The organism is Acidobacteriota bacterium (assembly GCA_035471785.1).
GTDB lineage: Bacteria > Acidobacteriota > UBA6911 > RPQK01 > DATIPO01 > JANQFM01.
Window position 1 is genome coordinate 58,093 of the sequence record DATIPQ010000110.1, and the last position, 19,474, is coordinate 77,566.

Consider the following 19,474-nt stretch of genomic DNA (forward strand, 5'->3'; position numbering starts at 1 on the left):
AGAGGAGAAAAGAGGTCTCGCCCCTCCTCGCTCTGCGCGGGCCGTCGGGAAGAGGGATACTGCTCGTTCATGACCGCCAAGCAACGAAGCCTGCAAAGGCGCTTCTGGACGCTGACCGGGCTCAACATCCTCTCCAACATCACTGTGCCGCTGGTCGGCCTGGTCGACACGGCCATGCTGGGACACCTCGATCACATCCGTTTCCTGGCGGGCGTGGCCTTGGCTTCGGTCATCTTCGACTATGTCTACTGGTCGTTCGGCTTTCTGCGCATGGCCACCACCGGCACCACGGCCCAGGCTGTGGGACGCGGGGACGAGCGCCAAGTCTATTTGACGCTCTACCGTTCCTTGGCCTTGGCCCTGGGAATCGGCGTCACCCTTCTCGTCTTGCAGCAGGCCATCAGCGCGCTGGGGTTCGCCCTGCTGTCCGGCCAACCCGGGGTGGAGGCCGCCGGACGCGACTATTTCCGCGCCCGCATCTGGGGTGCTCCGGCCACCCTCTCCACCTTCGCCCTGCTGGGATGGTTCCTGGGGCGCGAGGAGGCCGGCAAGGCCTTGACCATCAACCTCATCGGCAACCTTGCCAACGTGCTGCTCAACTACCTCTTCATCATCCGCTGGGGATGGGCCGCCTTCGGCGCCGGCGCCGCCACCATGGCCTCCAGCTACCTGATGGCCGGCGTGGGACTGGTTTTGCTCTTGCGGCTGCGTCCTCAGCGGGTGGTCCGGGGCGAGGTCCTCGATTGGAAAGGCCTTTCGGCGCTGCTGCGGCTCAACGGAGACATCCTGCTGCGGACGCTGGGACTGATCACCGCCTTCGGACTCTTCGCCAACTTTTCAGCCAAACTGGGAACCTCGTTTCTGGCGGCCAACACCATCTTGCTGCGTTTCCTGAGCTTCGCCGCCTTCGCCATCGACGGAGTGGCCTTCGCCAGCGAGTCGCTGGCCGGCATCCTGCAGGGAGGAAGTGACCGCAGCGGACTGCAGCGACTGGTGCGCCTTTCGCTGCTTTCTTCGCTGGCCATGGCGGTGGGCTTCATCCTGCTGCTGCTGGCGGCCGACGGGGCGCTGATCGGGTTGATCACCTCGCATCAGGACATCGTGGGGCTGGCCCTCGACTACCGCTGGGGACTCTTCCTCACCGTCCTGCTGGGGTCGCTGGCCTACGCCTACGACGGCCTCTTCCTGGGACTGACCGCTGGTCGGCTCTTGCGCAATTCGATGCTGATCGCCACCTTCCTGGTCTTTCTGCCCCTCTCCCTGCTGGCCGTGGCCCGACAGAGCAACACCCTGCTGTGGACGGGGCTGATCGCCTTCATGCTGGCCCGCAGCACCCTGCTGGGCTGGTTCGGGCGTCCTCTGCTGCGGGTTTAGATCGCGACCGGCATCCAGCCTTTAAACATCGCTGTGCCCATCGCCGCAAGGATGCGCCTCCCACCAGGCCTGTACCAAGCCGCCTGGCTGGTTGGGAGGAGGAGTCTGGCGGCAAGGCACCCCCAAGCCACCGGCCTTCTGCTGCGGTTCAGATCGCGACCGGCATCCAGCCTTTAAACATCGCTGTGCCCATCGCCGCGGGGACGCGCCTCCCACCAGGCCTGTACCAAGCCGCCTGGCTGGTTGCAAGGAGGAGTCTGGTGGCAAGGCATGCCTGTACCCAGCCGCCTGACTGGTTGGGAGGAGGAGTCTGGCGGCAAGGCATCCCCAAGCCACAAGCCTCCCACTGAGCTGCGGCAAGGCGGGTGGGTGGAGGCTGGTGGGAGGCGCATCCTTGCGGCGATGGGCACAACGGTCACGAGCAGCGGTTGGCCTATCGCCCCCTGGACGCCTCTCCAACGAGTCTCACCCGGGTCCCCTGAGGCGCTCGAATCAGCCAGCCGGCTGCAAAGGAACCTGCCGGACCGCCCTCTTCCACCTGAAATCCCGCCCCGCCCAGGCGCCCCATGCTCTTGGAGACTCGGCGTCGCTCTTATGAAAAGCCGGGCGCTACCGCAGCGGACGCGAACAGCTCTCGCGCACCGAGAACGCCACCGTCAAGGCCCTCACCCACCTGGGCTGGGTGCAACTCGAGAGCGGACGCTGGACCGCACAGTTGGCCGTAAACGTCATACCCAAGGGGAGGCTGGGCAAGGTCTACATGAGCCTCATCGGCCCCTTCCGCCATGGAATCGTCTATCCCGCCCTGATGCGCACCATTCAGCGCCGCTGGCAGGAGGACTCAGGGCCTCAAGCCCCCTCATAGGCTTTTCGCAGCCAGCCTTCGACTTCTTTGTCGACCTCGCCCGCATCGCCGAGGCGGACGCGGTGGCTGACCATGGCATTGAAGCTGCCCGAGGCTTCCAGGCGTCCCTCGGGAGCGGCGCCGGGCAAGTTGATACCCAGGTCGACGCGGGTCTTGGTCGACGCCTGGACGAGTCCGAATTGCTTGCTGCGGCGCAGGCTGACATAGCTCTTCTTGGGAGAAATCTCCACGTCGTCTCCGAAGGACTCGACCTTTGACACGATGGCCTGGTAGATGGGCCGCAGTTGCTCTTTGGGCCCCGCGTATTGCTGTTCGACCAGCTCTTCGCCGCTGGGCTCGTCGCCTTTAAGGGTCTTGTGGGCCACCAGCGAAGCGAATCCGTGAGTCATGCCGTGTTCGCTCTTGAGGAAATTGACGATTTGCCCGTGCTTCTCCAGTCCTGCGCTCTGGGTGATCTCGAGCCACTGAGACAGGGACTTGCCGGTTTTCTCTTTCAAGTTGTTGATCATGGCCTGGGCCATCTCTTCAGGCGATTGGGGCACTCTCTCCTCCTTTTTCATTGCTGGCCGAGTGATTCGGCTATGGCGGCGCCTGCTGCTCCTAAAGGCGAGGCGGCGATCAATTCTAGATAATCGGGGCGTTGAAATAAAGGCCTGAAGGCGGGACTGCCGGCCCAGCGCAAAAAACTGGGCGAGCGTTCGAGGTGGGCCTTGGTGAGCTGCTGCAGGGCAAAGTCCCGGCCACCGGCGTGGATGGCGGCCTCGGCCAGACGGCCCGGTGAAGAGATCTCGCCGAAGACGCTCATCTCCAGCAAGCGGTCTCGATCGGCAGGGAGTGACGACACCGGCCCTCTGGACTCCACCGAGAGCAAATGAAAGCGCCAGCGTAGGAGGCGTTCCAGAGCCTCCTCGGGACTGGAGGCCTCTTCGATCCGCCGCAGCGTCTCCGCTCCCGGATTCGAGGTCGGCAACCATTGCGTCAAGGTGCGCAAGGCGCCCTCGCTATCGCCTCGGGCGAGATAAGCCCCTACCAGGCAATCGACAGCCGGGCTGACCTCCGAAACCCTGCTGCACAGCTCAATGGCCCGCTGCGCGTCGCCGCTGCGCAAATAGACCATTCCCGCAACCCGGTACGATCTGAGCGCTGAAGGATCGAGGTCTAGGGCCAGTTGGGCGTGTCGCCGGGCCGCCTCAAAGCGTCCCAAGATAGCCGAGTACAGGGCCACGGCCTGTTGCACCTCCTTAAGTCCCTGCCCCAGTTGCAGCGCCCGCGCGAAGTGCTCATCGGCCAGTTCCGTATCCCACTGGTGGTAGAAGGCTATTTCGGCCCTGAGCAGATGAGCTTCGGGCGCCTCGGGCAAGAGATTCATCGCCTGCTCGAGCCGTTGCAATGCCAGTTCACGAAGCGGACCCGACTCTTCCGCGGTCAGCCAGGTGGCTTGGGCCCAGTGAAGGCGGGCGGGAGCGAAGTCGGGGGCGAGTTCAACGGTCCGCTGGAAGGCATCGAGGCTGGCCTTGCGATCTTTCCAAATCTGGCTGGAGAGCAGGCTCATGGCCTCCTGGTAGGCAGGGTGAGCTTGTGGCGACGTGTCGGCTGACCGCTCCTGCAGCATCCACCAGACGACTGCCGGGAAGGCCAACAGGAGCATCCCGCCGACCCAACGCCATATGTTCGTCTGAGCTCGTGGCGGAGGCGAATCCACTCCGGCCTCAGGCGCTCCGGAAGTGTGCTGACCGACTCGCTCGAGGGGAGCGATGAAGCGGTAGCCCATGCGGGGGACGGTTTCGATGTAGACAGGGGACTCGGCATTGTCTCCCAGCACGCTCCGCAGGTGGCGGACGGCATTGTTGAGTCCCTGATCGGAATCGACATGGGTCTCGCCCCACAGATGGTCGGCCAACTCCTCGCGGGTGGCCAGGCGTCCGGGACGCTGCAGCAAAAAGGCCAACATCTTGGCCGGCTGCCGTTGCAGCCGTAGCGGCCTGTCACGGCGCCTTAACTCAAGCGTATCCAGGTCGAACCGAAAGGCGCCGAAGCGGACGGTTCCGCTTCCATCTTCCCTTTCCATGCTCCCAGCCTAGCCCCCCGGCCTCTTGGACGGCAACCGCCCTGATTGGTGCAAAGCCGCCTCCCTGCCCCAACTCCCCGCCAACTCGTGATTATGCAGATGGATTAACCTCCGCCGCATCACTGACTTACCAGCTTAGGTCGGCTCCAGCGAAAGAGTAGGTCCTCTCCATTGAGTTTTCCGTCCAGGAGAACGACACTCGAAGTCTAATTTTAGAGGAGAAACGATATGCCCCATCAGAACCGAAGACAATTCGCCACTACCGTTATTGCTGGAACTGCCGGGTTGACTGCCTTGTCCTCGGCGCATCTCATGGCCCAGGACCTGTCAGATACTCTTGACCGCTTTTTCCAGGCCGTCCGCCGCGGCGATGCCGAGAAAGTCGAAGCCTTCCTGGCCCAGGACGCCCGATTGGCTTTCGCCCGCCAAGACGGTGGACTCACGGCCTACGCGGCCGCGCTCAAGGCCCGCCACCCCGAGATCGGCCAGATCTTGCGTCGCCACGGATATCAGCCCGACCTGCACGAATCGGCTCTGGCGCTGGACTGGGAGCGCCTCGACCAACTGGCGCCGCAGGTTCCGGGACAGATCAACACAGACCACCCCATCGGCGGAACGGCCATGTACGCGGCGGCGCTGGGGGGCGCCGGCAGCGACCTGTGGCGCATCTACCGCTACAGCGGCGATCCGTCGCGCACCTTTCCCCCCAGCGGGTCGCCCCTGCAGGCCGCTCTCTGTCATCCCCACCTGCCCACGGCCGAGATGAGCGCCGCCACTCTGCTGGCCAACGGAGCCGACTCCAATCCTCTTGCGGAAGCGGTGCCCGCATCGGCGCAAGCGACGGAAACCGACGCTCAGGACTGGGTGTCGCGAAGCCGCAGGCTGGGCTGGACGCCGCTGCATATCGCCGCCTCCCGGGGCTCAACAGACCTGGTGGAAATGCTCATCCGCAAGGGAGCCGACCTCTCGGCCAAGGACGCCCAAGAGAGGACGCCTCTGGAACTGGCGGAAGCATCCGGCCAAGAAGGCGCTGCCCGGCTGTTACGGCAGGAAAAGAGCATTCATCGCGAACACTCCACTTCCCGGCGGGCCTACGACGTCAACGGACGGCCTTACCGGGCTCCCGACTTGAGCGCCTTTGCCGCCCTCAAGCGGGAGCAGACGGTGGGAGCCGCTCACCGCGACCTGGACGCCGTCCGCGCCACCGTGCAGCGACATCCCGACCTGGCCCATTCCGTGGCCACCACAACCGAGGGAGCGGTGGAAGCCGGCGCCCACATGGGACGCCACGATATGGTCGACTTCCTGCTGGAGAAAGGGGCGCCTTACTCCGTCGTCACCGCCGTCATGCGCAACGACGCTCCGCGCGTGAAGGAACTGCTGGAGGAAGACCCGCTGCGAATACACGAACGCGGCGCCCACGACTTCGCGTTGCTCTGGTACCCGGTCATCGGGCGCACCGGCCCCGACATGTTGGAAGAACTCCTGCGCCGGGGTGCCGACGTCGAGCAGCAAAACCACCTGGGCACCACGGCCCTCCACTTCGCCGCCGCCCGCGACCAGGCCGACATGGCCCAACTGCTCATCGAGCACGGCGCCGACATCAACCGCCGCGGCCGCAAATTCCGCCCCGCCGGCCACACCCCTCTCGACCTGGCCGGCGAGTCCGTCTCCAAACTCCTCCGCGCCCGCGGCGCCAAGACCAGCGAGGAGCAGGGCTAGAGTTGCGAAGCCCTCCATAGCCTCGGCGAAGGAGGGCCGCAAGGATGCTCCTCCCACCTGGCCAAGGATCATCGTGCAGACGACCATGGGAAGCCGCCCTCTGGAGGCGGTCCCACCCGGTCAAGGACCGTGCTGCAGGCGACCTGGGAAACCGCCTCCTGGGGGCAGTTCCACCCGGTCAAGGACCATGGTGCAGGCCTGGTGGGAGGCGCATCCTTGCGGCGATGGAGGCAGTGTTCAACAAGACTGGCTGGTCCAGAATGCAAACTTGGGTTACACTTAGCGGGCATCGGGGGGAAGGAGTTCTCATGTGCCTTAAGGCGTTGCTCACTATCCTTGCTTTGACCCTCCTCAACCCGACATTCCCAGCCCCTTCGACCCTGCAGGAAGAAGCCAAAGCCAACCCCCTGGAATCCCTCAGTGCCCTTATCGGCAACTGGAATGCTCCGGCCGAAGCCCTGGAAACGCGCCCAGGATTGAAGGTGCGTTGGACCATGTCTCATGAATGGGGCCCCCGCCGCCACCTCATCCGCATCTACGAGGCCCGTCACCACACCGATCCCGACAAGACCGTCCTGGAGGGCTTCATCTTCTGGGACCCGCGCGACGAGCGCCTGCGCTTCGTCGGCTACAACGCCCCTCAGCGCTTCCTTTTCGAGGGCCACTACGAGGCCCAGAGACCCGACGTGATCGTACGCATCTACGACGTCCACTACCCCGAGGGTTTCCCCCACATTCCCAGCCCCGAACTGCCGGGCCTCACCCGCACCTTCCGCGAAACCCTGCGCTTCCCCGATCCCGACACCATGGAACAGCTCATCGACATTAAGATCGACAACACCTGGCACCCCTGGGGCAACCGCGCCGAACCCTTCATCCACCACCGCGACAAGGACTGAGCGGGGTGCGGGCTTAGTGAGACGAGCGCCTTTGACCGTCTTACTCTTCCAGTGCAAACAACCTCGGTTGGTGGGTGGATTGGTCGGGGGGGACGGGGTAGGACTCGTCGAAACAGGCGGAGCAGAAGTTTCCGTTGGCTTGGACGGAGCGGCGGAGGCCCTCCAGGGAGAGGTATTCGAGGGAATCGGCGGAGACGTGGTCGCGGATCTCTTCGACGGACTTGTTGGCGGCGATGAGTTCCTTTTTGGTGGGGGTGTCGATGCCGTAGTGGCAGGGAGAGACGGTGGGCGGGGAGCTGATGCGGAAGTGGACTTCGGCGGCGCCGGCGCCGCGCACCATCTCGACGATCTTGCGCGAGGTGGTGCCGCGCACGATGGAATCGTCGATGAGGATGACCCGCTTGCCCTCCAGCAACTCGGGGACGGGATTGAGCTTGACCTTGACGCCGAAGTTGCGGATGGACTGCTTGGGCTCGATGAAAGTGCGTCCCACGTAGTGATTGCGGATCAGGGCCATGTGCAGCGGAATGCCCGATTCCTGCGAGTAGCCGATGGCCGCCGTCACGCCCGAGTCGGGAACGGGGACCACGATGTCGGCGGGAACAGGGGCTTCGCGGGCCAGTTGGCGTCCCATCTCGTGGCGGCTGATGTGGACGCTGCGTCCGAAGACGCGGCTGTCAGGACGCGCGAAGTAGACGTGCTCGAAGATACAGTGAGCCCGGCGCCCGGCGGGGGGCAGGTGGTATGAGGAGGTCTGCTGGCCGTAGATGAGCAGGATCTCGCCCGGCTCGACGTCGCGTACGTAGCCGGCGCCGATGAGGTCGAAGGCGGACGTCTCAGAAGCCACCACCCAACTGCCCTCCAGCCTGCCCAGCGCCAGCGGACGGAAGCCCAGCGGGTCGCGAGCGGCGTAGATGCATTGGGGCGTCAGCAGCACCAGCGAAAAAGCCCCCCGCATCAGCGCCAGCACGTCGCGCAGCGCCTCGGTCAGATCCTGCTTGGGCGAGCGCGCCAGCAGGTGCTGGATGACCTCGGTGTCGCTGGTGGAGTTGAAGATGGCGCCCTCCGACTCCAGGCTGCGGCGCAGCTTGTCGGTGTGCAGCAAATTGCCGTTGTGGGCCAAGGCCAAGGGTCCGCGCCAGGAATCGGTGAGGATGGGCTGGGCGTTGGCCAGGTTGCTGGCTCCTGCGGTGGAATAACGCACGTGCCCGATGGCCGAACGTCCCGGCAGCGACTCGATGATCTGGGGCGTGAAGACATCGAAGACCTTGCCCATGCCGCGGTAGGGGTAGAGGTCGGACTCGTGGGCCGATACGATGCCCGCCGACTCCTGTCCCCGGTGCTGTTGGGCCAACAGTCCGAGATAGGCGTGGTTGGCGGCTTCGGAATGGTCGGCGATGGCGAAAACGCCGCACTCGTCGTGGAACTTGTCGTCCATATCCGGTCGGGTCAATTGCAGTCGGGTCAATGCTTGAAAAGGGACGGAAAATGCCCGTCCCAAGCGCTGCGCAGGTCCTCTACCGAGAGATCCAGGCAGACGCTTTGATTGTAGCGGAAACGCAGACGCCGCCCCCCCACTTTGCCGAGACGCTGGGCGGGAAGGCCGTCCAGATCGCCTAGGAACTCCTCTTCGCGCAGCGGACTCAGGCTGACCAGCAGGCGCGAGGGCGTTTCGCTGAAAAGAAAGTGGTCGCAGCGCAGCTCGCCGTCCACCCCGGCTTCGAGGCCCAGCCCGTGCTTGAAGCAGCACTCGGCCATGGCAGCGGCCAGTCCGCCTTCGGAGAGGTCGTGGACGGACTGCAGAAGTCCGCGCGCGGCCCAGTCCAGCACCCGCTTGAGCAAGTGCGCCTCGGCCCCCAGGTCAAGCTGGGGACAAGGTCCCGCCAGCGGCTGTCCCTGGCACTCCAGGTAAATCGATCCGCCCAGCTCGGCGCGGGTCTCGCCCAGCAGGTAAACCACATCGCCCTCGGCCAGGAAGTGGGACTCGCGCACCTGGCTCAGGTCCTCGATCTTTCCCAGCATTCCGATGACGGGCGTGGGGAAGATGCCTTCTCCCCGGGTTTCGTTGTAGAAGCTGACGTTGCCGCCGGTGATGGGGGTGGAAAAGACACTGCAGGCTTCGCCGATACCGGCCACCACCTCGGCGAACTGCCACATGATGCCCGGATTCTCCGGGTTGCCGAAGTTGAGGCAGTTGGTGGCCGCCAGCGGACGCGCCCCCGATGCCACCACGTTGCGGCACGACTCGGCCACCGCCAGCCGCGCCCCCATGCGCGGCTCCAGGTAGCAGAAGCGCGGATTGCCGTCCAGACTCAGGGCCAGTCCGCCCCGCGTCCCCTTGAGGCGCAGGACGGAGGCATCGGACCCCGGCATGATCACCGTGTCGGTGCGGATGACGTGGTCGTACTGGCGGTAGACCCAGCGCCGGCTGCAAAGGTGCTCGGACGACATCATGCGCGTCAGCACCTCGCCGCAGTCCTCAGGCTGGGACAAGCCGAGCCGGCGCCAGTCGGGCAGTTCGTCCAGGTAAGAAGGACGCTGCATCGGACGCCGGTAAAGAGGCGCTTCGTCGGTGAGTCCGCGGTTGGGCAGCTCGGCCACCCGGTCGCCGTCGTTGTCGACCAGCAGTTTAGGCGTCTCGATGACTTCGCCCACCACCACCGCGTCCAGGTCCCAGCGGCGGAAGATCTCGAGTACGCGGTCTTCGCTGCCTTTCTCAACCACCAGAAGCATGCGCTCCTGCGACTCCGAAAGCATGATCTCGTAGGGCGTCATGCCCTTCTCGCGCTGGGGCACCCTGGACAGGTCGACCCGAACGCCCTGCCCTGCGCGCGAGGCCATTTCGGTGGTGGAGCAGGTCAGTCCGGCCGCCCCCATGTCCTGGATGCCGATGACCAGCCCGCTTTCCATGGCCTCCAGGCAGGCTTCCAGCAGCAGCTTCTCCATCAGCGGATCCCCCACCTGCACGGTGGGACGCTTGGCTTCCGAGTCCTCCGAGAACTCCTCCGAGGCCATGGTGGCGCCGTGGATGCCGTCGCGTCCCGTCTTGGCGCCCACGTAGATGACGGGATTGCCGGGCCCCGAGGCGGTTCCGCGGAAGATGCGGTCGGCCTTGGCGATGCCCAAGCAAAAAACGTTGACGATGGGGTTAGCTCCGTAACGGTCCTGAAAATAGATCTCGCCTCCCACCGTGGGGATGCCCATGCAGTTGCCGTAGCCGGCGATTCCGGCCACCACGCCTTCCATGGTGAGCTGGTTGCGGGGACGGTCGAGGGGTCCGAAGTGGAGCGAGTTCATGCAGGCCACCGGACGCGCCCCCATGGTGAAGACGTCGCGGATGATGCCCCCCACCCCGGTGGCCGCTCCCTGATAGGGCTCGATGTATGAAGGATGGTTGTGGGACTCGATCTTGAAGACGGCCGCCAGGCCGTCTCCGACATCCACCACCCCGGCGTTTTCGCCCGGCCCCTCGATGACCTGCGGACCTTCGGTGGGAAGCGTTTTGAGGTGGACGCGCGAACTCTTGTAGCTGCAGTGTTCAGACCACATTACCGAGAAGATCCCCAGCTCGGTCATGTTGGGCTCGCGGCCCAGCATCTCCACGATGCGGTCGAATTCTTCGGAGGTCAGTCCGTGACCTTCGATAACCTCGGTGCTGATGGGCACTTGTGCTTCTCCCCGACCTCGAGCCCGGCTCCCGCGGATGAAAGGAACTCAACCAAGGACGCCATAGGACTCGGGATTTCAAGATGATTCAGGCCGAACGCAGCCGCCCCGCCAATGAGTCCACCAAAGACTGAAAGATGAACCGTCCGTCAGCGCTTTCCAACACCTCTTCAGCGGCCCGCTCGGGATGGGGCATGAGCGCCATTACGTTGCCCCGCTCGTTGAGGATGCCGGCGATGTTGCCCGCCGATCCGTTGGGATTGCTGTCTTCCCCCACTCGTCCCTGGGCGTCGGCGTAGCGGAAGAGCACCTGGCGCTTGGCCTCCAGCCTTGCCAGCTCTTCGTCGCTGACGAAGAAGTTGCCTTCGTTGTGAGCGATGGGCATGCGCAGCAACTGACCTTCCCGGCAGGCGCTGGTGAAGGGCGTGTCGGTGCGTTCCACCCGGCAGTAAACGTGCTCGCAGACGAACTTCAGTTCGCGGTTGCGCAGCATGGTTCCGGGCAGCAGGCCGGCTTCCTGCAAGATCTGCATGCCGTTGCAGATGCCCATCACGATGCCTCCCCCCTGGGCGTGCCGCTGGACGGCGTCCATGATGGGCGAGAACTTGGCGATGGCGCCGCAGCGCAGGTAGTCTCCGTGGGCGAATCCTCCGGGCAGGACGACCACGTCGCAACCCCTCAGGTCGCGTTCCTGATGCCACAGATAGACGGCCTCCTGGCCCATGACTTCAGACAGCACGTGATGGGTGTCGTGGTCGCTATTGGTGCCGGGAAAGACGACAACGCCGAATTTCACTGGATCTCCTCGATGCGGAAACTTTCGATGACCGGGTTGGAGAGGACCTTGCGGGCGATCTCTTCGGCCTGTTGCCGCACCTTGTCAGGATCGGAGGCGTCCTGGAACTCGAGCTCAAAGTACTTGCCCTGGCGGACCTCCCGCACGCCCCGGTAGGACATCTGCGACAGAGCCCGCTTGATGGTGGCTCCCTGCGGGTCGAGGACGCCTTCTTTGAGGGTGACGACAACTTTGGCTTTCATTCGGCGGGTCCTCGCTCAATAGAGGTTGACGTGATCGATAACCCCGATGACGGCGGCGTCGACAGGAACGTAGAATTGCCCCAACACGTGCATGGCGGCGAATCCGTCCTGCACCAGCAAAACCTGGTCCCCGATTCCGGCGTCGGCCCCGTCGATGGCCAGCACGGCCTCGCCCCAGTCCTCTCCGGAGAGGGCAAGCGGCTGCACCACCAGCAGCTTCTGGCCGTGAAAGAAGTCTTTCTTGTGGGTCGAAACCATCTCGTCCACGACCTTGCCGATGACCATTGTCACTCGCCTCCCTGACGCTTGAAGTTGTAGCGGTCGAGGATGCCCACGATGGAGGCGTCGGAGGGAACCGGTTGTGGGTGCCAGGGGAAGGCGCCTTCCTTGCCGCGGGCGTAGAAGACTTCTTCGCCTATGCCTGCGCCCACCGAGTCGAGGGCCACGAAGGGTTTGCCGAACTCGCGTCCGTGGCGGTCGATGGAACGGATCAGGAGGATCTTCTTGCCCTCCAGGGTCTCGTTCTTGACGCTTGAGACCACGGTGCCGACGACCCGAGCCATCTTCATGAGCCGCCCCCTTCGGAAGCGGTCCCCACCTTGTCGGGACTCAGCTTGAGGTCGACGGTGTCGACGATGCCCACGATGGCGGTGTCGACGGGATGGTCTTTTAAATCGGCGGCGAAACGCGACGAGCTGCCGCCCACCGTGATGACGATTTCGCCGGCTCCGGCGCCCACTGTGTCGACACACACCTGATAGCCCTTGGACTCGTCGGGCTCGAGGGTTTCGGGGTCGAGGACCTGCACGATCAGCAGCTTGCGTCCGCGCAGCTTTTCGTCTTTACGGGTGGCGACAATAGTACCTGCGACTCGACCGAGGATCATGGCGGGGTTTCCCGGTGGCTAGCCCTTGAGGGCGATGGGCAAGCGTTCGTCGAGGTCGCCGTGCGGCCTGGGGATGACGTGTACGCTGACCAGTTCGCCGACTCGGCGGGCGGCTGCGGCTCCGGCGTCGGTGGCCGCCTTGACGGCCGCGACGTCGCCGCGGACGATGGCCGTGACCAGTCCGCTGCCGATCTTCTCATAGCCCACCAATTCGACCTTGGCTGCCTTGACCATGGCGTCGGCCGCCTCGATCATGGCCACCAACCCCTTGGTTTCCACCATTCCCAAAGCTTCCATCGACTCTGCCATCTATTCCCTTCCCTCCGGAAGTGTTGCGCCTAGTTGGACGACAACCGCTCCGCCACCTGACGGACGGCGGTTTCAATCAAGTCTTCCAGTTCGCTGCGCGAGAGATGAACGGATTGATCGCTGTCGTCGGACGTAATGGCGCAGCCTAAGTCGGAATCAGCGCCACTTATACCATATTTCGAACGCAGGTCAAACAGGCGGTCCACCTGTTCCCGCTTGAGCAAAGACTGGCGTCCCAGCACCTTGGTCAAGATGGCGATCTTGGCGTAGTGCTCCAGAATCTCCATGCGGAAAAAAGCCTGCTCCAAGTCGTGCCCCAAGGTCAGGGCCCCGTGGTTGGAAAGCAGGATGGCGTCGTGCTTTTCCACCAGCCCCTCCAGGCTCTCGGCCAGCTCGGCGGTGGAGGGGGTGCCGTAAGGGGCCACGGGGACGCATCCCAGCGTCACCACCACCTCGGCCATCAGCGCCTCGGTGAGCGGAATGCCGGCCACGGCGTGAGCCGTGGCGTAGACGGGATGACCGTGGCAAACCGCCTTGACGTCGGGACGGCGGCGGTAGACCACTGAGTGCATGAGGATCTCCGAGGACACTTTGCGGCGTCCGCCCACCTGCTTGCCCTGCAGATCGGTGTAGACCAGGTCGTCGGGCTGCATGAAGCCCTTGCACATGCCTGTAGGCGTGGCCAGCAGCCGGTCGCCCAGGCGAATCGAGAGATTGCCTTCGTTGGCCGCGATCAGGTCCTTGTCGTACATGCGGCGGCCGATCTCGCAGATCAGTTCCCGCTCCTCACGGTCCTGCATGGCTTCAAATATAGCAAAGCCGCGCGACGTGCTCATTTGAACCTGTGACGGGTGAGGGATACAATCCGCAGGGTATGGCGACTGAACCACGCATTGCCGTTTTCGTCGATTTCGAGAACCTGGCCCTGGGCGTCCGCGACATGAACTGGGGCGACTTCCAGGTGGAGATGGTGCTGCGGCGCCTGCTCGAGAAAGGCCGCATCGTCTTCAAGCGTTCCTACTGCGACTGGCGGCGCTACCGCTCGGCCCAGAGGGAATTCCACAAGCAGGGCATCGAGATGGTCGACATCCCCCAGTCCAAGATGAGCGGCAAGAACAGCGCCGACATCCACATGGTGGTCGACGCCATGGACCTCTGCTACTCCAAGCAGCACATCGATATCTTCGCGCTGCTCTCGGGAGACAGCGATTTTTCGCCCCTGGTGGCCAAGCTGAAGGAAAACGACAAGCGCGTCATCGGCTGCGGCGTCAAGAGCTCCACTTCAGACCTGCTGGTCAACAACTGCGACGAATTCATCTTCTACGACGACCTGGTCAGCGCCTCCAAGGTCACGCGCCGCAAGCCCAAAAAGGGCGCCCGCAAGATGTCGCCCAAGAAGCAGGAGGCGCTGGACAAGCTCATGGAGATCTCGCGCAATCTTGAAGCCGACTACGATCCGCTGTGGGGATCGGTCATCAAGCAGGCCCTGCGCCGCGTCTATCCGGGCTTCACCGAGCGGCAGTACGGCTACCGCACCTTCTCGGAGCTGCTCAAGGACGCCGAAACCAACGAAGACATCTCGCTGGAATACGACCAGAGCCGCGGCAACTACAAAGTCCGCCTGGAGGAGTAGGACCACCCTGGCGACCGGGCGGTCGAACTCGCCAAGTCCAATCCCAATTCGCAGTTAAAAGAGTTTCGATTGGCCCGGTTTCAAAGGGTCGAGGCCGAAGTGTTGGTAGGCGCGGCGGGTGGCTACCCGGCCGCGGGGGGTGCGGTCGAGGAATCCGATCTGCATCAGGTAGGGCTCGTAGATTTCCTCGATGGCGTCTTTCTCTTCGCTGACGGCCGCCGAGATGGTGCCCAGCCCCACCGGGCCGCCGCCGAATTTCTCGATGATGGTGAGAAGGATCTTGCGGTCGGTTTCGTCGAATCCGTAGCGGTCGACGTTCATCATCTTGAGGGCTTCGCCCGCCACCTCGGCGTCGATGCTGCCCTGGGCTTTGACCTGGGCGTAATCGCGCACGCGGCGCAGCAGGCGGTTGGCGATGCGGGGCGTGCCGCGGCTGCGGCGGGCGATCTCGCCGGCCCCTTGGGCATCCACCTCCACGCCCAGGATGCCCGCCGAGCGGCGCACGATGGCTTTCAGGCTGTCCTCCTCATAGAAATCGACCCGCTGGGTGATTCCGAAGCGTCCCCGCAGAGGCGCCGTGAGGAGTCCGGTGCGGGTGGTGGCCCCCACCAGGGTGAAGGGCGGAATGTCGATCTTGATGGAGCGGGCCCCCGGCCCTTCGCCGATGATGATGTCAATCTGGAAGTCCTCCATGGCCGGGTAGAGGATCTCTTCGATGGCCGGCTGCAGGCGGTGGATTTCGTCGATGAAGAGGACGTCGTTTTCTTCCAGATTGGTGAGGATGGCGGCCAGGTCTCCCCGCTTTTCGATGGTGGGTCCGGCGGTGGAGCGGACGTTGACGCCCAGTTCGTTGGCGATGATCTGGGCCAGAGTGGTCTTGCCCAGTCCCGGCGGGCCGAAGAGCAGGACGTGATCCATGGCCTCCTCGCGCTGCATGGCCGCCTTGATGGCGATGGCCATGTTGTTCTTGAGCTGCTCCTGGCCAATGAACTCGCGCAGAAAACGGGGACGAATGCTGTTCTCGAAACTGCTCTCGTCCTCTCGCTGACGAGCGGCGTCGATAATGCGTGTTTCTTCGTCCATGGGCTCCGCGGCAATCCGCCGCCACCATTGTAGTCTATTGAAGGTCGTCCCCGTCCGCCGCCCCTGTTATCCGCGCAGAGCAGCCCGCAGCAGGACTTCGAACTCTTCCGCCTCGGTATCCTTGTTGGCTTTGCCCACCCGTTTTTCGGCCTCGCTGCGGCTGTAGCCGAGATTGACCAGGGCCGATACGACGTCGTCGGCAGCCGTTCCCGAGGCGAGCGCCGGCGGCGAGTCCTCAGAGGACTGCCAGGCCGCCATCTTGTCGCGCATCTCCAATAGAAGGCGCTCGGCGGTTTTTTTGCCGATGCCGGGAATCGAGGTGATGCGGCGCAGATCGCCCCCCCTCACCGCCTGGGCGAACTCCTCCGGCGGCAGTCCGGAAAGGATGGCCACACCCAGCCGCGGACCGATGCCGCTGATCTGGATGAGCATGGTGAAAAGCTTCTTCTCGTCCGCCGTACGGAATCCGTAGAGGGTAATGGCGCTGTCGGTGACGTGAGTATAGATGCGCAGTTCGACAGCCTGCTCCTCCTCCCCCAGTTCGTAATAGGTGGATACGGGGATGTGGACGTCGTAGCCCACTCCTCTCACGTCCAGGATCACGCGGTCGGCGTGCTTCTCGGCAATGGTTCCCTTCAATCGGGCGATCATCGCCGGAATTATAGGCCAGGGGTCTGCTGAAGGGGCCGTGAAGCGCTATAATACAAAGGTTGAAGTCAAGTGATCACCTCATCGAATCGAGAGGAGATGGGATGAAGATGTCGAGATCCCTCATCGCTGTTCTGATGGTTCTGGTTGCCGCGAACTGGCTGCCCGCGCAAAGCCGCGGCACCGCTGAGGCCACGATCGCCGGCAAATCCATCAAGATCGAATACGGGCGTCCCAACCTTCAGGGGCGCCAGAATCCGCAGAGTGAACTGGCGGTCGGAGACGTGTGGCGCCTGGGCATGAACCAGGCCACCGAACTGCACAGCCAAGCCGACCTCAGCTTCGGAGACGTGCAAGTGCCGGCCGGCACCTACTCTCTCTTCGCCAAGAAGGTGGAAGCCGACAAATGGCACCTGGTCATCAACAAGCAGACCGGTCAATGGGGAACTCAGCACGATCCCTCCCAGGATCTGGCCGAGGTGCCCCTTACACTCAAGAGCATCGGCAGCAGGGTTGAGAAATTCACCATCGAAGTGGAGAAGAGGGGTGACCAATCGGGCTCTCTGTCTTTCTCTTGGGGCACCTCTACGCTGCAAACGGATTTCACCGTGCAGTAACGTGCAAACCGCTTTTCCAGGCCGCTTCTCGGAGCCAATCGCGGACTCTGAGGGCGGCCTTTGCTTTTTTAACGCAAAAAATCTCTCCTGAACCTCGCTCAACCCCCACCCTGACGCGTTAGTAAAGGGTGGAGGACAACGATGAACGAGCGAGGATTTCAACTCATCGAATTGCTCCTGGTGGTGGCCATTCTGGCCGTGGCTGGGGCGATCGGCGCGGGGGTCTACAGCCGCTTGACCGATCACTACCGGCTGCAGCAGGGAGGCTTCCAGGTGGCAGGACTGCTGCGCTCGGCCCGCACGCTGGCCTTGGCGGGAGCGGCGCCGTTGGAAGTAGTGCCGGGTCCTGATGGGCGCGGACTGGGCCTGCGTATCGGCCAGGCTCCCCCCCTGCGCTGGATTTTCCTGCCCCAGCAGGTCCGCCTGGTGTCCGCGCCGCGCCGTCCGCTGCGTTTCTTCTCGCGGGGACAAGCCGCCCCCGCCGGACGCTTCCGGCTGCAAGGGCGATTCGGCTCCCTGGACGTGATCGTGGCTCCCTGGGGGCGGGTGCGCCAAGCCCATGTTGATGAAGAAAAGGAGGCAAAATGAGAGAAAAACAGCCCGAGAGGCCAAAAAAGCCGCTCAATTGTGATCGCGGCTTCAGTCTTTTGGAGGTATTGACCGCTATAGTGATCCTGCTGGCGGCTCTCCTGTCGCTGCTGCCGGTAGTGGCCGGCAGCGTCGATCAGTACCGCCAGGCCCGCCAACGCTGGACTGCGGCGGTCGAAGCCTGGAACCGGGCTCAACGCCTGCGGGCAGATCCGGCGGGGGAGGGAGACGTGTTTCAACCGGCCGCCCGAGCCTTGCCGCTGAAACGCCTGCTGCTGGAAACGGACGGCGGCGGTCAAGGGCGCCACGCAGAGAGAATCAAGCTTCGCTGGGAGGTAATTCATGGCCTCAGATGACAACAGGACAAGAAAAGGCGGAGGCCAGGATGGATTCTCTCTCCTCGAAGCCTTGCTGGCCCTGGCGCTGGGACTGGTGATCCTGAGCGCCTTTCTGGCCGCTTTGCAACCCATGCAGACCTGGGCCTCCGACCTGAGCCGTCTGGCCGCCGGCAACGGCGCCGTGTGGACGGTTCCCTCGCTGCTGGCCGGATGGCTGGCTCCGGCGGGCAACGGACGCCACCAGCAGGGCTGGCCCGGAGTGCAGGTTTCCAACGGCATCCTGGCGCTGCAAAGCGACCTGGAAGGAGCAGGCAGCTTTCCCGACGGCGACCTGGGCGAACCCTTCGAATTCCTGCGCCTTCGGGTGCAGGCCGGTCAGTTGCAGGTGCGCAGCGGAAGAGGCTTCTACCAACCGGTGGTGCAGTCCGTCGCCTCCATGCGGGTGGAGCGGAGGGCGTCGAATTGGCTGCGCCTGCACCTGCAACCGGCCCAGCCGGGATCGCTGCTGGGTGCGGCGGCCCCTCAAGAAGAAGCCTTCTTTCTCGACTTCGCCCTTCCTAACTTCCGGCCCAACCTCTTTGCGGAGGTGGAACGATGAAACCTCCAAGCCAGAGAGAGCGAGAGAAGGTCGGGCAGGGCGGGTTCGTGTTGCTGAGCGTCATGCTGCTGTTGCTCCTGAGTTCGCTGCTGGCGGCCGCCATCCACCTGCAAGTCCAGTTGCTGTGGCGTCAGGCGCTTCAATCCGAGGCGCGCCTGCATTCTCAATTGATGGCCGGCAACGGCCTGGAATACGGGCGTGCTCTGCTGCCGGGGCTGCAACCGGATGCCCTTCTCGAAGGCCGGGACGGAAGGCTCTGCGCCGGTCCTTCCGGCCCAGCCATGCGCATGCCCCTGTCATTGGAGGAGGCGCGTCAAATCGATCCCGCCCAATGGACTCCTCAATGCGACGACGGCCTCCCGCCCGGCTACCTGGGCAGCGACACCCAAGCCGAGCCGCTGCGCGGCTATTACGCACTGCGCTTTTCCAACAATCCCGAGGAGCCGGCTCAGGAGGATCGCGACGGGATCCTGCTGCTGCGAAGCCTGGGCATTGCGCCCCTGCGGTTGCGCCATCCCCTCCTGCCCTGGCTGCGCAACAGCTTGACCTTGGCGGAAGCCCGCTTGCGCCGCGAGCGGGCCTTCGAGCTCGACAGCGCTCTGACCGTCTTTGCCGACGGCGGAACCTTCCTTTGGATGGGAAGCGACTTTCTCGTCGACGGAGGGGAGCAACCGGGCATCTCCTGGTTCTCGAAACGGGACGACCGCATCGCCGGCGACCTGGCCCAATCCCTGGCGGGGACGCCGGGCCAGCGGGTGCTGGGAGGAGACGACTCCCCTTCCCTTCACGACGCCCGTCTCGACTGGCTGCAAGACCAACAGCGGCAGCGACGCCTGGTGAGCGGGTTCTGGGAGGGCTTTCTGGAGCGGCTGCCCGCCTTGGCCGGGCAGGCCGGGAGCCCCATCGCTTTCCTCGATTCACCGCCCGCCGGCCCGCTCCACTTCCAAGGACTGCTGGTCCTGAAAGGTGATGTGGTGCTGGAAGGGGACAGCCTGTTGAGAGGAATCGTCCTTCACCTCGGTTCGGGCAGGCTGGTCCTCAAGGACCGCAGCCTGGTCGAGGGCGCTCTCTGGATGTCGAACCTGGACACCCAAGCCGATCCCCTTCGGGAAGGGCCGGTGCATCTGGAGATGGAGGACGAG

The 19,474-nt window shown here is 64.1% G+C and carries 22 protein-coding genes and 1 pseudogene; 10 read left to right on the forward strand and 13 right to left on the reverse strand.

Annotation, left to right across the window (positions count from 1 at the left end; translation table 11 throughout):
* The first annotated feature begins 69 nt into the window (after positions 1 to 69).
* A complete protein-coding gene (locus VLU25_16440; GenBank protein ID HSR69526.1) occupies positions 70 to 1,374 on the forward strand; it encodes an MATE family efflux transporter in 1,305 nt (434 codons plus the stop codon).
* Between the two features lie 658 nt (positions 1,375 to 2,032).
* Positions 2,033 to 2,239 (forward strand): annotated as a pseudogene (locus VLU25_16445) (DUF2867 domain-containing protein).
* On the opposite strand, the gene VLU25_16450 reads toward VLU25_16445, so the two are convergent.
* Together VLU25_16450 and VLU25_16455 are read right to left on the reverse strand one after the other, a co-directional pair.
* The gene (locus tag VLU25_16450; GenBank protein ID HSR69527.1) at positions 2,224 to 2,781 is read right to left on the reverse strand and encodes a DUF4287 domain-containing protein; all 558 of its coding nucleotides are present in this window, start codon (positions 2,779 to 2,781) and stop codon (positions 2,224 to 2,226) included. The pseudogene VLU25_16445 and the gene VLU25_16450 sit on opposite strands and share 16 nt — an antisense overlap.
* A 14-nt stretch (positions 2,782 to 2,795) precedes the next feature.
* A complete protein-coding gene (locus tag VLU25_16455; GenBank protein ID HSR69528.1) occupies positions 2,796 to 4,307 on the reverse strand; it encodes a winged helix-turn-helix domain-containing protein in 1,512 nt (503 codons plus the stop codon).
* 312 nt (positions 4,308 to 4,619) lie between these two features.
* On the opposite strand from VLU25_16455, the gene VLU25_16460 reads away from it, so the two are divergent.
* Positions 4,620 to 6,029, forward strand: a complete 1,410-nt coding sequence (locus VLU25_16460; protein ID HSR69529.1) for an ankyrin repeat domain-containing protein — start codon at positions 4,620 to 4,622, stop codon at positions 6,027 to 6,029.
* A gap of 308 nt (positions 6,030 to 6,337) precedes the next feature.
* Complete coding sequence (locus tag VLU25_16465; protein ID HSR69530.1) at positions 6,338 to 6,928, forward strand: hypothetical protein; 591 nt, start codon at positions 6,338 to 6,340, stop codon at positions 6,926 to 6,928.
* A gap of 40 nt (positions 6,929 to 6,968) precedes the next feature.
* On the opposite strand, the gene purF is transcribed toward VLU25_16465, so the two are convergent.
* The 9 genes from purF to VLU25_16510 all read right to left on the reverse strand — a co-directional run bounded on the left by purF (position 6,969) and on the right by VLU25_16510 (position 13,627).
* On the reverse strand, positions 6,969 to 8,381 hold the full coding sequence (gene purF / locus VLU25_16470) for an amidophosphoribosyltransferase (protein ID HSR69531.1): 1,413 nt from the start codon (positions 8,379 to 8,381) through the stop codon (positions 6,969 to 6,971).
* Positions 8,382 to 8,392: 11 nt separating this feature from the next.
* Entirely contained in the window at positions 8,393 to 10,594 is a 2,202-nt protein-coding gene (gene purL, locus VLU25_16475) for a phosphoribosylformylglycinamidine synthase subunit PurL (GenBank protein HSR69532.1), read from the reverse strand.
* An 88-nt stretch (positions 10,595 to 10,682) separates the two neighbouring features.
* On the reverse strand, positions 10,683 to 11,390 hold the full coding sequence (gene purQ, locus VLU25_16480) for a phosphoribosylformylglycinamidine synthase subunit PurQ (GenBank protein ID HSR69533.1): 708 nt from the start codon (positions 11,388 to 11,390) through the stop codon (positions 10,683 to 10,685).
* Positions 11,387 to 11,632 (reverse strand): phosphoribosylformylglycinamidine synthase subunit PurS, encoded by a 246-nt coding sequence (gene purS, locus VLU25_16485; protein ID HSR69534.1) that lies wholly within the window; start codon positions 11,630 to 11,632, stop codon positions 11,387 to 11,389. Before purS ends, purQ begins: the two co-directional genes overlap by 4 nt.
* Positions 11,633 to 11,647: 15 nt before the next feature.
* A complete protein-coding gene (locus tag VLU25_16490) occupies positions 11,648 to 11,917 on the reverse strand; it encodes a EutN/CcmL family microcompartment protein (protein HSR69535.1) in 270 nt (89 codons plus the stop codon).
* 2 nt (positions 11,918 to 11,919) lie between these two features.
* Positions 11,920 to 12,201: a EutN/CcmL family microcompartment protein gene (locus tag VLU25_16495; GenBank protein HSR69536.1), complete on the reverse strand. Its 282-nt coding sequence runs from the start codon at positions 12,199 to 12,201 to the stop codon at positions 11,920 to 11,922.
* Complete coding sequence (locus tag VLU25_16500; GenBank protein HSR69537.1) at positions 12,198 to 12,518, reverse strand: EutN/CcmL family microcompartment protein; 321 nt, start codon at positions 12,516 to 12,518, stop codon at positions 12,198 to 12,200. The genes VLU25_16495 and VLU25_16500 overlap by 4 nt, the downstream gene beginning before the upstream one ends.
* Before the next feature lie 18 nt (positions 12,519 to 12,536).
* Positions 12,537 to 12,815: an ethanolamine utilization microcompartment protein EutM gene (gene eutM / locus VLU25_16505; GenBank protein ID HSR69538.1), complete on the reverse strand. Its 279-nt coding sequence runs from the start codon at positions 12,813 to 12,815 to the stop codon at positions 12,537 to 12,539.
* Between the two features lie 41 nt (positions 12,816 to 12,856).
* Complete coding sequence (locus VLU25_16510) at positions 12,857 to 13,627, reverse strand: class II aldolase/adducin family protein (protein ID HSR69539.1); 771 nt, start codon at positions 13,625 to 13,627, stop codon at positions 12,857 to 12,859.
* Positions 13,628 to 13,701: 74 nt separating this feature from the next.
* Between VLU25_16510 and VLU25_16515 the strand changes: the two genes are divergently transcribed.
* A complete protein-coding gene (locus VLU25_16515) occupies positions 13,702 to 14,460 on the forward strand; it encodes an NYN domain-containing protein (protein ID HSR69540.1) in 759 nt (252 codons plus the stop codon).
* Positions 14,461 to 14,514: 54 nt separating this feature from the next.
* On the opposite strand, the gene ruvB is transcribed toward VLU25_16515, so the two are convergent.
* On the reverse strand, positions 14,515 to 15,543 hold the full coding sequence (ruvB, locus tag VLU25_16520) for a Holliday junction branch migration DNA helicase RuvB (GenBank protein ID HSR69541.1): 1,029 nt from the start codon (positions 15,541 to 15,543) through the stop codon (positions 14,515 to 14,517).
* A 66-nt stretch (positions 15,544 to 15,609) separates the two neighbouring features.
* Positions 15,610 to 16,194 (reverse strand): Holliday junction branch migration protein RuvA, encoded by a 585-nt coding sequence (ruvA, locus tag VLU25_16525; GenBank protein ID HSR69542.1) that lies wholly within the window; start codon positions 16,192 to 16,194, stop codon positions 15,610 to 15,612.
* Between the two features lie 101 nt (positions 16,195 to 16,295).
* Here ruvA and VLU25_16530 point away from each other — a divergent pair, with 101 nt between their 5' ends.
* The 5 genes from VLU25_16530 to VLU25_16550 all read left to right on the forward strand — a co-directional run.
* A complete protein-coding gene (locus VLU25_16530; GenBank protein HSR69543.1) occupies positions 16,296 to 16,808 on the forward strand; it encodes a DUF2911 domain-containing protein in 513 nt (170 codons plus the stop codon).
* Between the two features lie 141 nt (positions 16,809 to 16,949).
* The gene (locus VLU25_16535; GenBank protein HSR69544.1) at positions 16,950 to 17,396 is read left to right on the forward strand and encodes a prepilin-type N-terminal cleavage/methylation domain-containing protein; all 447 of its coding nucleotides are present in this window, start codon (positions 16,950 to 16,952) and stop codon (positions 17,394 to 17,396) included.
* Entirely contained in the window at positions 17,393 to 17,752 is a 360-nt protein-coding gene (locus VLU25_16540) for a prepilin-type N-terminal cleavage/methylation domain-containing protein (GenBank protein ID HSR69545.1), read from the forward strand. The genes VLU25_16535 and VLU25_16540 overlap by 4 nt, the downstream gene beginning before the upstream one ends.
* Positions 17,739 to 18,332 carry a hypothetical protein gene (locus VLU25_16545; GenBank protein ID HSR69546.1) on the forward strand — a complete coding sequence of 198 codons (594 nt, stop codon included), beginning with the start codon at positions 17,739 to 17,741 and terminating at the stop codon, positions 18,330 to 18,332. The genes VLU25_16540 and VLU25_16545 overlap by 14 nt, the downstream gene beginning before the upstream one ends.
* The coding region (locus tag VLU25_16550; protein HSR69547.1) for a hypothetical protein at positions 18,329 to 19,474 on the forward strand (1,146 nt) is incomplete at its 3' end. The genes VLU25_16545 and VLU25_16550, both read left to right, overlap by 4 nt.

Bases quoted from the DNA above. Each gene is read 5' to 3' on its own strand.
- ruvA (HSR69542.1), bottom strand. From the start codon at position 16,194: ATGATCGCCCGATTGAAGGGAACCATTGCCGAGAAGCACGCCGACCGC.
- VLU25_16515 (HSR69540.1), top strand. From the start codon at position 13,702: ATGGCGACTGAACCACGCATTGCCGTTTTCGTCGATTTCGAGAACCTG.
- VLU25_16495 (HSR69536.1), bottom strand. From the start codon at position 12,201: ATGAAGATGGCTCGGGTCGTCGGCACCGTGGTCTCAAGCGTCAAGAAC.
- VLU25_16545 (HSR69546.1), top strand. From the start codon at position 17,739: ATGGCCTCAGATGACAACAGGACAAGAAAAGGCGGAGGCCAGGATGGA.
- VLU25_16500 (HSR69537.1), bottom strand. From the start codon at position 12,518: ATGATCCTCGGTCGAGTCGCAGGTACTATTGTCGCCACCCGTAAAGAC.
- VLU25_16460 (HSR69529.1), top strand. From the start codon at position 4,620: ATGGCCCAGGACCTGTCAGATACTCTTGACCGCTTTTTCCAGGCCGTC.
- VLU25_16490 (HSR69535.1), bottom strand. From the start codon at position 11,917: ATGGTCATCGGCAAGGTCGTGGACGAGATGGTTTCGACCCACAAGAAA.
- VLU25_16440 (HSR69526.1), top strand. From the start codon at position 70: ATGACCGCCAAGCAACGAAGCCTGCAAAGGCGCTTCTGGACGCTGACC.
- VLU25_16540 (HSR69545.1), top strand. From the start codon at position 17,393: ATGAGAGAAAAACAGCCCGAGAGGCCAAAAAAGCCGCTCAATTGTGAT.
- VLU25_16510 (HSR69539.1), bottom strand. From the start codon at position 13,627: ATGCAGGACCGTGAGGAGCGGGAACTGATCTGCGAGATCGGCCGCCGC.
- VLU25_16465 (HSR69530.1), top strand. From the start codon at position 6,338: ATGTGCCTTAAGGCGTTGCTCACTATCCTTGCTTTGACCCTCCTCAAC.
- purS (HSR69534.1), bottom strand. From the start codon at position 11,632: ATGAAAGCCAAAGTTGTCGTCACCCTCAAAGAAGGCGTCCTCGACCCG.
- ruvB (HSR69541.1), bottom strand. From the start codon at position 15,543: ATGGACGAAGAAACACGCATTATCGACGCCGCTCGTCAGCGAGAGGAC.
- VLU25_16455 (HSR69528.1), bottom strand. From the start codon at position 4,307: ATGGAAAGGGAAGATGGAAGCGGAACCGTCCGCTTCGGCGCCTTTCGG.
- VLU25_16535 (HSR69544.1), top strand. From the start codon at position 16,950: ATGAACGAGCGAGGATTTCAACTCATCGAATTGCTCCTGGTGGTGGCC.
- VLU25_16530 (HSR69543.1), top strand. From the start codon at position 16,296: ATGAAGATGTCGAGATCCCTCATCGCTGTTCTGATGGTTCTGGTTGCC.
- eutM (HSR69538.1), bottom strand. From the start codon at position 12,815: ATGGAAGCTTTGGGAATGGTGGAAACCAAGGGGTTGGTGGCCATGATC.